An 11,546-nucleotide genomic window follows, 5' to 3' on the forward strand; every position below is an offset into this window, starting at 1 on the left:
GCCGGCGCCGGGTTCGCGGGCCCGTCCCGGGGTACCCCCCGTACGCTGAGTGCGGAGATCGTGCCCGGGGCGGGCTCACCGGCGCCCGGGCGGACGGAGTTGAGGTCGGGTTGGGAACTGTCATCACCTGGTGGGGTCACGCCACCTGCACGGTCGAGGACTCCGGGGTACGGGTGCTGACGGACCCCCTCTTCGTCCGCAGGCTCGCCCACCTGCGCCGCCGGCTGGGCGCCGTCCCCACCCCCGAGGCCGCGATCGCGGACGCCGTGCTCGTCTCGCACCTGCACTCCGACCACCTCCACCCCCGGTCGCTGGCCAAGCTGGCGCCCGGGACCCGGCTGATCGTGCCGCGCGGCGCCGAGCGGTCCGTCCCGGCGCTCCGGCGGCTCGACGCCCGCCGGAACCGCGCCGGGCTACGGATCACGGAGGTCGGTGTCGGCGACGAGGTGGAGATCGGGGCGCTGCGGGTCAGGGCCGTGCCCGCGCGCCACGACGGGCGGCGGCTGCCGGTCGGGCCGCAGCGCTCGCCCGCCCTCGGCTATGTGATCAGCGGTGAGTCGCGGACGTACTTCGCCGGGGACACCGGCCTCTTCGACACGATGGCGGACACGGTGGGCCCGGTGGACGTGGCGCTGCTGCCGGTCGGCGGCTGGGGCCCGCACCTGGGTCCCGAGCACCTGGACGCCGCGCGGGCGGCCGAGGCGCTGGCGGAGCTGTCGCCCGCCGCCGCCGTACCGGTGCACTACGGCACGTACTGGCCGATCGGGCTGGACGGGGTGCGGCCCCACGAGTTCTTCTCGCCGGGCGAGGACTTCGTACGCCACGCGGCGCGGCTCGCTCCCAAGGTCGCCGTGCACCTGCTGCGGCACGGCGAGAGCGTCCGGCCGGAGGCGCGCCGGTGATAGATCAGCTCATGAGCCAGCTGCCCACGGAGTCGACCCAGCAGGCCGTCGGCTACCCGTCGGTGTTCCTGCTGGTGACGCTGGGCGCCCTGGTGCCGGTGGTGCCGACGGGCGCCGTGGTGAGTTCGGCGGCGGTGGTGGCGTTCCACCAGACGGCGCCGCTCTCGATGCTCTACGTCTTCCTGGTGGCGTCGTTCGGCGCGTTCCTCGGTGACATGGCCCTGTACTGGCTGGGCCGGCGCGGCGTCGGGTCGAAGAACGGCTCGCGCTGGCTGGCGAAGATAAAGGACCACGCCCCGCCGGACCGGCTGGAGCAGGCGCAGGAGAAGTTGCGGGAGCACGGGGTGACGGTGCTCGTGCTGTCCCGGCTGGTGCCGGCCGGGCGGATCCCGGTCATGCTGGCGTGCCTGCTCGCGGAGTGGCCCTCGCGGCGGTTCGCGCGGGGGGACGTGCCGGCCTGCCTGGCCTGGGCGGCGACGTACCAGCTGATCGGCATCCTCGGCGGTTCGCTCTTCGCCGAGCCGTGGCAGGGGGTGCTGGCGGCGGTGGTCCTCACGGTGGTGGTGGCCGCGGCTCCGGCGCTGTGGCACCGGGTACGGGGAGCGGGCGGCGGCCGGGGCGCGCCGGACGGCGGCGCTCCGGGACACGGCACGCCCGGCTCCGGGGGTCAGGAGACGTGACGGCCTCAGGGGGTCCGGAGGCCTGACGGCCTCAGGGGGTCAGGAGACGTGAGGCGCCGACCGGGAGGTCCCAGAGCTGGGAGCGCGGCCGGCCGGTGTTCTCCCAGGCGGCCCTGACCCGGGTGAGGGGTTCGAGGACCGGTTCGGCGGAGAGGACGAACGTCGCCCAGTGCATCGGTGCCATGTTCCGGGCGCCGAGGTCCTGGCAGGCCCGGACGGCCTCCTCCGGGTCGGTGTGCACGTCGCGCAGCCACCAGCGCGGGGCGTAGGCCCCGATGGGGAGCAGCGCGAGGTCGATGCCGGGATGGCGGCGGCCGATCTCGCCGAACCAGTGGCCGTACCCGGTGTCCCCCGCGAAGTACACCCGCTGCCCGTGGCCGTCGCTGAGCACCCAGCCGCCCCACAGCGTCCGGCAGGTGTCGGTGAGGGTCCGCCGGGACCAGTGGTGGGCCGGTACGAAGTCGAAGCGCACGGACCTGCCGTCGGCGCCCGGCAGTTCGGCGGCCTCCCACCAGTCCAGCTCGGTGACCCGGCTGAACCCGCGCCGCCGGCACCAGGCGGCGAGGCCGGCGGGGACGAAGAGCGGGGTGGTGCGGGGCAGCCGCTTGAGGGTGGGGGCGTCCAGGTGGTCGTAGTGGTTGTGGCTGATGACCACGGCGTCGACCGGGGGCAGATCGTCCCAGCGCACGCCGACGGGGGTGATCCTGGCCGGGGTGCCGAGGATGCGGCGGGACCAGACGGGGTCGGTGAGGACGGTGAGGCCGCCGATGCGCACCACCCAGCTGGCGTGGCCCGCCCAGGTGACGGCGACGGTGGCGGTGTCGACGGACGGCAGCGGGCCGGGGGCGAACGGCAGCAGGGGGACGTCCCGCAGGCCGTCCGCGCCGGGGCGCGCCGCCCCCTCCCGGGCGAGCCGGGTCACGGCCCGTACGCCGGGGAGGGGTGCGGTCAGCCGGCCCGCGAAGGACTTGGGCCACCTGCGGAGTTCACCGAGCGGGCGCGGCGGTCCGGCGGCGCGTGACGAGGGGCCGCGGTGGCTCTGTCCGTCCCGTTTCGTCTCTTCCGTCACTGGGGCTCCGTTCCACACGGTCGTCTCGGCGCGGTTGTCCTGAGCGGTGCTCTTCGGTGGTCGTCCTGGCGGGGTCGCGGTGGTGCGTGGTCGTCCTGGCGGTCGTCGTCGGGCGTGGTCGTCGTCGGGCGGGGTCGTCGTCGGGCGTGGTCGTCCTGGCGGGGGCAGCGGCGCGGGGCGTGCGCGGGCGGTCAGGGCGGGGCGGCCCGGGCCGGTCCTCCGAGGGCGGCGCCGAGACGGTCGAGTGCCCGCGCGACGTGGGGCAGCGCGAGGGGGTCCGGCGCGGCGAGGGATGCGGTGCGCTGCTCCGGGGTCGCCCCGAGCAGGGGGCCCGTCGACAGGCGGACGCGCAGGGTGTCCGGTGCCTCGCCGAACCGGTGGCCGCCGGGGACGGGCGTGCCCAGCCGGCGGCTCAGGTGGTCCTCCAGCTCCAGGGAGTCGGTCACGCCCAGCGCGGCCAGGCGTCCCCGCAGCGGGCCCAGGTCGGCGTAGAGGTGCCGGCCCGCCTCGGGCGGCAGGGACAGCGCGCCGCACGCGAGCACCACCCGGTGCGCGGCGACCGCCACGCGCGCGTGCAGGGCGGTGGCGGTACGGACGCGGTCCGCGACGGGCCCCGGCTCGCCGAGCGCGTGGGCCGCCGCGGCGCCGACGGGCCCGGCGACGAGGGCGCCGAGCGCGGTGAGGAGGTCGAGGGTGTCGGTGCGACGGGCGGCGCCCGCCGCCGTGGCGGGGAAGCGCGCGACGGCGGCCGGCCAGGCCGCGGGCAGGAGGGCGCCGACGGTGTCGTACAGGACGGTGACCTGGTCGGGCCAGCGCTCGGCGGGGCTGAACAGGACCGTCCCGTGCGGTGCGTGGAGGGTGTCGCACCAGGTCTCGTCGCTGACGACGTGCAGGCCCTCGGCGATCGCCGCCTCGCACGCCTCGCCGACCGCTTCGGGCGCCGCGACGGTGCCGGTCGGGTCGTCGGCGGGCGACAGCAGCAGGACGCGCGGGTCGCCGCCCTCGGCCCGTACCCGGCGCACGGTCTCCAGCAGGGCGAACGGATCCGGTACGCCGCCGCACTCGGCCGGGGTTGGTACGGAGTACGCGGCCCGGCCGAGGAGCCGGACCTGCGGGATCCACCAGGCGGGGCACGGGCGCGGCATCAGGACGTCACCGCCGAGCGCGGCGAGCAGCGCGAGCAGCAGCGGGGGCGCGCCGGGCGCGGCGACGACGTCCTCGGCGGCGACGGCCGCCCCGCGCCGCGCCCAGTAGCCGCGCGCGGCCTCGCGCAGGGCCGCGCCGCCGCCGGGCGGTTCCGGTGAGGTCCGGTCGGCGGCCGCGGCGCAAACCCGCGCGAGGTCGGGCAGGACGGGCAGGCCTGCCTCGGGCGCGGAGGGGCCGAAGCGGACGGGGCCGCGGCCCCGGGCCGGGTGGCCCCCGGCGGCCGGGCGGGCGGGCGCGTGATCGCCGGTGCCGCGTCCGGAGGTCCGGCCGCCGGGCGTCGTCCGCCGCATGTCGCCCCCTTCCACGGTCGCCGGGCGTGCGGGCCGGCCCGACGTGACGTACGGACCCACTGCCCTTTATACGGAGATTTGCCCCCGGGTGCCCCTTGGGTTCCGCCGCCGCCCGGATGCCGTACCGCCTGCTTGGGTGCCCGGTCCTCGGGGTACCCGCGTGGCATGTCAGACACCTCAGCGCGCTTCCGTCAGGCAACCCCGGGCGCCAGAGCCCGGATCTCGGGCCTCCTGGAGGCCTGGGACAAGCAGGTCTTCGACTCCGTCGCGACCCGGCACTGGCCTGGGGCGGGCCCGGTGCTCCCCCGGCTCAGCCAGGCCGCCAACCACGGCCTGCTGTGGTTCGGCGCGGCCGCCGGGATCGCCGCCGTGGGGCACGGACCACGCTCCCGGCGGGCCGCCGTGCGGGGCATCGCGTCGCTGGGCCTCGCCTCGGCCGCCATCAATACGGTGGGCAAGCGGGCCGTGCGCAGGCGGCGGCCGCTGCTCGACGCCGTGCCGGCGATACGGCAGCTGAAGCGGCAGCCGTTCACCACTTCCTTCCCGTCCGGGCACGCGGCCTCGGCCGCCGCCTTCGCGACGGGGGTGGCGCTGGAGTCGAAGGGGTGGGGCGCGGTGGTGATCCCGGTCGCGGCGGCCGTGGCCCTCTCGCGGGTCTACACCGGCGTGCACCATCCGAGCGACGTGCTGGTGGGCGCGGCGCTCGGGGTCGGGGCCGCCTACGCGATACGGGGTGTCGTGCCGACCCGCGACCAGTTGCCGCTGCCGGGCCGGCCGTACACGGAAGCGCCCGCGCTGCCGGGCGGCGAGGACCTGGTCGTGGTGGTGAACCGCGCGTCCGGCACCTCCGAGACCGCCCTCCTGGTACGGGACGCGCTGCCGTTCGCCGAGGTGGTGGAGTGCGAGCCCGGGGACGTCGAGGACGAGTTGGAGAAGGCGGCGGGGCGCTGCCGCGCGCTGGGCGTCGTGGGCGGCGACGGGACGATCAACCGGGCGGCGGTCGCCGCCGCGCGGCACGGTCTGCCGCTGGCCGTCTTCCCCGGCGGCACGCTCAACCACTTCGCGTACGACCTGGGCGTGGAGGACGTGCACGCCACGGTACGGGCGCTGGCGGAGGGCGACGCCGTACGGGTGGACCTGGGGCGCTTCACCCCGGGCCCCGAGGGACCCGGGTCGGTGGGGCACTTCGTCAACACGTTCAGCCTGGGCGTCTACCCGGAGCTGGTGCGGGTGCGGGAGCACTGGTCGCCCCGGATCGGCGGCTGGCCCGCGGGGGTGCTCGCGGCGGTCAAGGTGCTGCGGGCCGAGCACCAGTTGCACGCCACGTTCGACGGGCGGCGGCGCTCGCTGTGGCTGCTGTTCGCGGGCAACGGCATGTACCAGCGCATGGGGCCGACCCCCGGGCGGCGGCGCGATCTCGCCGACGGCCTGCTGGACGTACGGATCGTGCACGGCGGGCGCTTCCCGAGCCTGCGCCTGCTGGCCGCCGCGGCGGCGGGGCCGCTGAGCCGCTCGCCCGTCCACGCGGCGGAGCGGATGCGGCGGCTGCGGATCACGGACGTCGCGCCCGGGACCATGCTCGCCTTCGACGGCGAGGTCGCCCCGGCGCCGGGCGAGTTGACCGTGGACAAGGACGTCGAGGCGCTGACGGTGTACCGGCCGAAGGCGGTGTTCTAGGGCGCGTGGTGCCCGTACCGCACAAGCCCCGTATCCATATAACGAGATGGGTATCTCACTCCTCGACATACCGGCGTACCGTGACCGTACCGTTCACGAGTAGGGAGACCGGCCATGCCGAAGGAGACCGCCGTCTACACCCACGGGCACCACGAGTCGGTGCTGCGCTCGCACCGCTGGCGGACCGCCGCCAACTCCGCCGCGTACCTCCTCCCCGAACTGCGGCCCGGCCAGGACCTGCTGGACGTGGGCTGCGGGCCGGGGACCATCACCGCGGACCTGGCCGCGCTCATCGCGCCGGGCACGGTGACGGCCGTCGACGCCGCGCCGGACGTCCTCGACGCGGCGGCGGACAGCGTGCGGGCGCGCGGCGTGGACAACGTCCGCTTCGCGGTCGCCGACGTCCACGCCCTGGACTTCCCGGACGACTCGTTCGACGTCGTCCACGCCCATCAGGTGCTCCAGCACGTCGGCGATCCGGTGGCGGCGCTGCGGGAGATGCGGCGGGTGTGCCGGCCCGGCGGGGTCGTGGCGGCGCGGGACGCGGACTACGGCGCGTTCACCTGGTTCCCCGAGGTGCCGGTGCTGGACGCGTGGCAGGACGTCTACCGCACGGTGGCCCGGGCCAACGGCGGGGAGCCGGACGCGGGGCGGCGGCTGGTGTCGTGGGCCCGCGCGGCGGGGTTCACCGACGTCACCGCGAGCGCCACGACGTGGTGCTTCGCCGCACCGGAGGACCGGGCGTGGTGGAGCGGGCTCTGGGCGGACCGTACGGTCGCGTCGGGGTACGCGGCCCTCGCGGTCGACGGCGGTCACGCGACGCGCGAACGCCTCGCGGAGTTCGGCGAGGCGTGGCGGAGCTGGGGGGCGCGGGAGGACGGGTGGTTCATGGTCCCGCACGGCGAGATCCTGTGCCGCGCGTGACGTGCCGCGTGTGAGTGCGGTCGGCGATGCGGGTGAGTCCGGTTGCCGTGTCGCCGGGGGTCACCGCCAACTAGGCTGACCGGTATGGAAATCCTGGGAACCACGTTGCGCATCTGCGTCGACGACCTGGAGACCTCGGTGACGTTCTACGAACACCTCACCGGAAGCCGCGCGCTCCGCTTCGAGCGCGACGGGGTCTCGGTCGCGGCCGTCGGCTGCTTCCTCCTGATGAGCGGTCCACCGGCGGAGATCGACATCCTGCGCAAGGTGACGGCGACGATCGCGGTGAAGGACCTCGACGAGGCGGTGATCCGGCTCACCGGGGTCGGCGCGAAGGTCCTGGTGGGCCCGGTGCCGACCCCCGTGGGCCGTAACCTCATCGCCGCGCATCCGGACGGCTCGGTCTTCGAGTACGTGGACCGCCGGGCGGTCTGACCGCCCGGCCCGGTCCCCGTCGCGACCCCCTACGGGCGCATCCGGTACTCGTACGCGTCCGGCAGGGGGTCGTCCGTCAGCTCCGCCCACAGGTCGTTGAGCGTCTCGGCGCCCTCCCGGAGGTCCGCGACCTCGAACCCCGCGTCGAAGAGGGCGCGGGCCTCCGCCTTCCGCCCCTCGGCGGCCAGCAGCCGGGCCTCCGCCAGGACGAAGGCGCCGCGCTCCCGCACGGCCCGCGGCAGCCGGTCCTGTACGGCGCGGGCCTCGGCGGTACGGCCGGCCGCCAGCAGCGCCGCGACCGCCTCGCGGCCCAGCGCCGCGCACACCGCCGTCCGGGCCTCGTCACCCCCGTCCCCACCGTCCCCGGCGTCCGCCGCGCGTTCCGCGCACAGGGCGCCGAAGGCCTCCTCGTACCGGTCGGCCGCCCGCTCCCGGTGGCCGCCGAGCCGGTCGGCGACGGCCAGGCAGCGCAGCAACGGCCAGCGCGAGGAGGCCGGTTCGAGCCCGCGCTCCCAACTGCGCACGGCCTGGGCCAGATCGCCCGCGTGCCACTGCGCCACCCCGAGGTGGTACTCGGTGTGCGGGTCGGCCGGGGCGGTCTCCAGCATGTCCCGCCAGTGCCGCGCGACCAGGGTGGGCCCCGGCGCCGCGTCCCCGTCCGGCGCCGGCAGCGCCCCGTTGGTCAGCAACTCCACCCAGGGCGCCTGCTCCTCGCCGAGCGTGTCCTCGTCGAAGGGCGTGCCCGGCAGCTTGTGTCCCGCCCGCAGCACCTCCAGCGCCCCCCACCCGGACCCGGTGGCCAGCCGCTCCCCCGGCCGTACGTCCGCGCAGGACAGCCACGCCTCGTACGCGGCGTCGACGTCGGCGCGCGGCAGGGCCGCCTCCAGCCGGTCCGTGACCTCCGCGCGGGCCGCGCCCCAGTCGGCGCCGTGCACCGCCCCGGGGTCGGCGGCGAGCGGTCCGTACGCCTCCAGCCAGCTGAACTCCCCGCCGCCTTCGAGCGGTACGTGCTCCAGCTGCGTCCTGGCCAGGCCCGCCTGGATCTCCGCGTACCCGGGCGTGCCCGGCTCGGTGAGCCACCGCTGCCAGCGCCGGCCGCCCCGGCCCGCGCCCCACACGAAGAGCTTGCGGCCGCGCAGCGCGTCGGTCGACGTCTGGACGAGTCCCTGCCCGGCGCCGTCGAGGGAGGCGATCCATTTCCGTTCCCCGGCGGGCACCTCGTAGAAGTAGTCGGCCGGGAAGACGCTGCGCGGCGGGTACGTGACGTCGTTGCCGGCGACCTCGGGCACCGGGACGCGGCGCAGGTCGCGTTCGTACCCGAAGTGCCACGCCTCCGTCGCCGGGGCCAGGACGCGGGTGCGCTCGTCCTCCTCGACGGCGATGTTGGACCACCAGTAGACGGGCGCGGTCCGCTCGTGCGGATTGCGGATCCGTACCCCGACGTAGAGGAAGTCGGAGTCCTCGGGCAGCCACAGGTCCACCTGGAACGGCAGGTCGCGCAGCCGCTCCCACTCCCAGAGCCGCAGCATCTCGCCGCCGTCGGGGGCGGGCACGACGGCGGCGTGCACCGGGGCGCAGGAGAGGGTGGTGTGGCCGGTGGCGCCGATGTTCCACTCGATGCCGCCGGAGAACCAGGCGCCGTTGAGCGCGAAGCACGCGGGCTGCAACACCGGGTTGCGGTAGACCAGTTCACGGCCCGTCGGCTTGTGGTGGAGCGAGTGGACCCGCCCGCCGAGACCGGGCAGGACGGTGACGCGCAGCCGGTCGTTCTCCAGGACGAGGGCGTCGAGGTCGGCGGGGGTCCGCTCGCGCCCGTACCCGTCGAGGATCCGGACGGGGAGGACGGTGCGCAGGGGCGCGTACCCGACCTGGCGGGCCATGTCCCGGGGCATGCCGCGTCTCGCGCGTTCGTCGACCGTGTGGGTCTCGTCCGGCGCGCTCAGCGCGGGCAGCGGGTTCTCCGGCCCCAACGGGGCGGCGGGCAGGGTCAGTACGGCACGTCGCACGCTCGTGGCCACGGCAACCTCGCTTCGTCCGGGGGCCGCGCGCTCTTCCGTGCCGGGCCCGATGACCATGGAACACGCTCGGTGGCCCGCTGACCAGGTGTCGACACGTACGGAGGACGCGCCGCGCCCCTCGCGGCTCACACCGGGGCGGGTACGGGCCCCTCGGCCCCGTCGTCCCCGGCGTCCCGTCGTCCCCGGCGTCGCCCTACTCGCCCTCGTCCCCCTCGTCGCGGAACGCCCCGACGACCAGGTCCGCGAGCAGCGCGCCGGCCGTTCCCTCCGGGTCGAGGTCCGGGTCGTAGATCGTGACGTTGAGGCCCACGCAGTGCTCGGAGCGGACCAGCGTCCGCAGGAGCACGGCGAGTTCGCCGGGCAGCAGGCCGCCGGGGTCGGGGCTGTCGACGGCGGACATCACAGTCGGGTCGAGGACGTCCGCGTCCAGGTGGACCCAGAAGCCGTCGGTGACCGGGGTCTCCAGGGTGCTCAGGACCGCCTCCGCGAGGGCGGCGGCGCCCCACTCGCGCAGCTCGCCGACGGTCACGGTGGGGATCCGGAGGCGGGCCAGCTCGTCGCGGTCGTCGTCGTAGTCCCTGATCCCGAAGAGCCGTACGTCCTCGTCCCGCAGGTAGGGCCGCAGCCCTTCCAGGTCGGTGAGGTCCCGCTGGCCGCGTCCGGTGCTCAGCGCCAGCTCCTCGCCGCCCGCCGCGCCGACGGACGAGGAGTTGCCCGGGTGCCGGAAGTCCGCCGAGCCGTCGATCGCGGCGAGCGCGTACCGGCCAAGCCTGCGCAGCGCCAGCGCGGCGCCGAGCTGGATCGAGCAGTCGCCGCCGAGGACGACCGGGAAGTCCCCGGCGCGGACGTGGTGTTCGATCCGGTCGGCGAGGCGCGGGGTGTACGCGGCGATCGCGGCGGCGTTGAAGACCCCGTCGCCCTCCCGCCATTCGCCCCGGTCGTAGCGCGGCGGTACGACGACCCCGCCCTCGAACGCCCCGAGCCGCTGGACGATCCGCTGCTCGCGCAGGGCCCCGGCGAGCTTGTAGCAGCCGGGGACGGTGCCGGGCGCGGGCGGGCGCAGGCCCAGGTTGGAAGGGGCGTCGACGACCACGATATTCCGCATGCGGGTCATCCTCCGCGTCGTAAGGTGCGGCTTCAAGGGTGACGAAGAGAAGACCGGACGACGAGAGGACAGGCGGCACCATGGCGACGCAGCACACCTACCGGGTGATCGTGCGAGGGGTGTGGGACGGGCTGACGGACGAGGCGCGGACCCGGCTGCTCGCGGAGGTGGCCGACCACGGCCTGGACCAACTGCGCTTCACCCCGGAGGGCGCCCTCTCCTACGACCGCGCCCTCAAGCGCTTCACGTACCGCTTCGTGGTCCTCTCCGACGCCGAGGACGGCGAGGAGATGGCCGTGGCCCTCGCGGAGGACCGCGCGGAGACGGCCCTGCGGGCGCTCGGGTGCGGCCACCGCGACCTGCGCTCGACGGCCACCGACATGGACGCGATGAAGATCAACAGAAAGGGCCGCTGACGGCACGGCGGGCCGCGCCGCGGCGGCGGCGCGTCAGCTCTGCGGGGTGGTGTCGCCCGTCTGCCCGGCGTCGTCGGTCGCGCCCGCCTTCTCGCGCATCTTGCGCACCAGCTCCGCCTTCTGGTCGGCGGCGCCCTGGCGGTCGAGGTTGCGGTGCGGGCCATTGTTCTGCCGTTCGGTGCGGGACAGCCGCTTGCGCTGGCCGCCGCCCATGCCGACGGGGTTGTTGATGTTCTTGCTCACGGTCACGGGGTCTCCTGGTCATGGGTGTGGTGCTCTGCGGACTCTGCGGACTCTGCGGTGATCGCCCAGCGTTCGTGGTCGCGCCATGCCCCGTCGATGTGGAGGAAGTCCGGGGAGAAGCCCTCCAGGCGGAAGCCCGCGCGCCGTACGAGAGCGAGGGAAGCTGCGTTCGCCGGCTGGATGTTGGCCTCCAGCCGGTGCAGGCGCATGGGGCCGAAGGCGTGCCGGATCACCTGGCCCAGCCCCTCGGAGAGCAGGCCGCGGCCGGCCGCGTGGGCGAAGGCGCCGTAGCCGAGGGCCCCGCTCAGGAACGCCCCCTGCACGATGTTGTTGATGTTGATGAAGCCCGCGATGCGGTGGTCGTCCCACGTCCTGACGAGGAATCCCGTGCGGGTGGGGTCCTCGACGAGGCGGCGCGCGTACGGCGTGTAGTCCTCGGGGGTGGTGGGCGGGAAGAGCCAGGGGTGGTGCAGTTCCCGGCTCTCCCGGGCGAGCGCGGTGAACTCCTCGGAGTCCTCCTGGCGGTACGGGCTCAGGTAGGTGCGGGGGCCTTCGGCCAGGTCGGAGCTCTCGGGCATCCG

Annotated in this window: 12 protein-coding genes; 6 read left to right on the forward strand and 6 right to left on the reverse strand. The window is 75.6% G+C overall.

What is annotated here, in order from left to right:
• Window positions 1-110 precede the first annotated feature (110 nt).
• Both HA039_RS05240 and HA039_RS05245 read left to right on the forward strand, forming a co-directional pair.
• Window positions 111-902: an MBL fold metallo-hydrolase gene (locus HA039_RS05240; protein WP_167024452.1), complete on the forward strand. Its 792-nt coding sequence runs from the start codon at window positions 111-113 to the stop codon at window positions 900-902.
• Between the two features lie 11 nt (window positions 903-913).
• A complete protein-coding gene (locus HA039_RS05245) occupies window positions 914-1,582 on the forward strand; it encodes a DedA family protein (RefSeq protein WP_208298544.1) in 669 nt (222 codons plus the stop codon).
• Between the two features lie 31 nt (window positions 1,583-1,613).
• On the opposite strand, the gene HA039_RS05250 is transcribed toward HA039_RS05245, so the two are convergent.
• The gene (locus HA039_RS05250; protein WP_167024458.1) at window positions 1,614-2,651 is read right to left on the reverse strand and encodes an MBL fold metallo-hydrolase; all 1,038 of its coding nucleotides are present in this window, start codon (window positions 2,649-2,651) and stop codon (window positions 1,614-1,616) included.
• 191 nt (window positions 2,652-2,842) lie between these two features.
• Complete coding sequence (locus tag HA039_RS05255; RefSeq protein WP_243869176.1) at window positions 2,843-4,147, reverse strand: aminotransferase class I/II-fold pyridoxal phosphate-dependent enzyme; 1,305 nt, start codon at window positions 4,145-4,147, stop codon at window positions 2,843-2,845.
• A 165-nt stretch (window positions 4,148-4,312) separates the two neighbouring features.
• Between HA039_RS05255 and HA039_RS05260 the strand changes: the two genes are divergently transcribed.
• The 3 genes from HA039_RS05260 (at window position 4,313) to HA039_RS05270 (ending at window position 7,183) form a co-directional block, all read left to right on the forward strand.
• The gene (locus HA039_RS05260; RefSeq protein WP_167024460.1) at window positions 4,313-5,824 is read left to right on the forward strand and encodes a bifunctional phosphatase PAP2/diacylglycerol kinase family protein; all 1,512 of its coding nucleotides are present in this window, start codon (window positions 4,313-4,315) and stop codon (window positions 5,822-5,824) included.
• A gap of 114 nt (window positions 5,825-5,938) precedes the next feature.
• Complete coding sequence (locus tag HA039_RS05265) at window positions 5,939-6,748, forward strand: class I SAM-dependent methyltransferase (RefSeq protein WP_167024464.1); 810 nt, start codon at window positions 5,939-5,941, stop codon at window positions 6,746-6,748.
• A gap of 84 nt (window positions 6,749-6,832) precedes the next feature.
• A complete protein-coding gene (locus HA039_RS05270; RefSeq protein WP_167024467.1) occupies window positions 6,833-7,183 on the forward strand; it encodes a VOC family protein in 351 nt (116 codons plus the stop codon).
• A gap of 29 nt (window positions 7,184-7,212) precedes the next feature.
• Here HA039_RS05270 and HA039_RS05275 read toward each other — a convergent pair whose 3' ends face one another.
• Both HA039_RS05275 and HA039_RS05280 read right to left on the reverse strand, forming a co-directional pair.
• The gene (locus tag HA039_RS05275; RefSeq protein WP_167024470.1) at window positions 7,213-9,201 is read right to left on the reverse strand and encodes a DUF5107 domain-containing protein; all 1,989 of its coding nucleotides are present in this window, start codon (window positions 9,199-9,201) and stop codon (window positions 7,213-7,215) included.
• 193 nt (window positions 9,202-9,394) lie between these two features.
• Window positions 9,395-10,306: an arginase family protein gene (locus HA039_RS05280; RefSeq protein WP_167024473.1), complete on the reverse strand. Its 912-nt coding sequence runs from the start codon at window positions 10,304-10,306 to the stop codon at window positions 9,395-9,397.
• 80 nt (window positions 10,307-10,386) lie between these two features.
• On the opposite strand from HA039_RS05280, the gene HA039_RS05285 reads away from it, so the two are divergent.
• Entirely contained in the window at window positions 10,387-10,722 is a 336-nt protein-coding gene (locus tag HA039_RS05285) for a DUF6204 family protein (protein ID WP_167036247.1), read from the forward strand.
• A gap of 33 nt (window positions 10,723-10,755) precedes the next feature.
• On the opposite strand, the gene HA039_RS05290 is transcribed toward HA039_RS05285, so the two are convergent.
• Together HA039_RS05290 and HA039_RS05295 are read right to left on the reverse strand one after the other, a co-directional pair.
• Entirely contained in the window at window positions 10,756-10,971 is a 216-nt protein-coding gene (locus HA039_RS05290; protein WP_208298545.1) for a DUF6243 family protein, read from the reverse strand.
• Window positions 10,968-11,543 carry a GNAT family N-acetyltransferase gene (locus HA039_RS05295; RefSeq protein ID WP_167024476.1) on the reverse strand — a complete coding sequence of 192 codons (576 nt, stop codon included), beginning with the start codon at window positions 11,541-11,543 and terminating at the stop codon, window positions 10,968-10,970. The genes HA039_RS05290 and HA039_RS05295 overlap by 4 nt, the downstream gene beginning before the upstream one ends.
• Window positions 11,544-11,546: the final 3 nt, after the last annotated feature.

The sequence above is a fragment of the Streptomyces liangshanensis genome (assembly GCF_011694815.1).
Classification (GTDB): Bacteria; Actinomycetota; Actinomycetes; order Streptomycetales; family Streptomycetaceae; genus Streptomyces; species Streptomyces liangshanensis.

Bases quoted from the DNA above. Each gene is read 5' to 3' on its own strand.
- HA039_RS05245 (WP_208298544.1), top strand. From the start codon at position 914: ATGAGCCAGCTGCCCACGGAGTCGACCCAGCAGGCCGTCGGCTACCCG.
- HA039_RS05255 (WP_243869176.1), bottom strand. From the start codon at position 4,147: ATGCGGCGGACGACGCCCGGCGGCCGGACCTCCGGACGCGGCACCGGC.
- HA039_RS05260 (WP_167024460.1), top strand. From the start codon at position 4,313: ATGTCAGACACCTCAGCGCGCTTCCGTCAGGCAACCCCGGGCGCCAGA.
- HA039_RS05265 (WP_167024464.1), top strand. From the start codon at position 5,939: ATGCCGAAGGAGACCGCCGTCTACACCCACGGGCACCACGAGTCGGTG.
- HA039_RS05270 (WP_167024467.1), top strand. From the start codon at position 6,833: ATGGAAATCCTGGGAACCACGTTGCGCATCTGCGTCGACGACCTGGAG.
- HA039_RS05280 (WP_167024473.1), bottom strand. From the start codon at position 10,306: ATGCGGAATATCGTGGTCGTCGACGCCCCTTCCAACCTGGGCCTGCGC.
- HA039_RS05285 (WP_167036247.1), top strand. From the start codon at position 10,387: ATGGCGACGCAGCACACCTACCGGGTGATCGTGCGAGGGGTGTGGGAC.
- HA039_RS05295 (WP_167024476.1), bottom strand. From the start codon at position 11,543: ATGCCCGAGAGCTCCGACCTGGCCGAAGGCCCCCGCACCTACCTGAGC.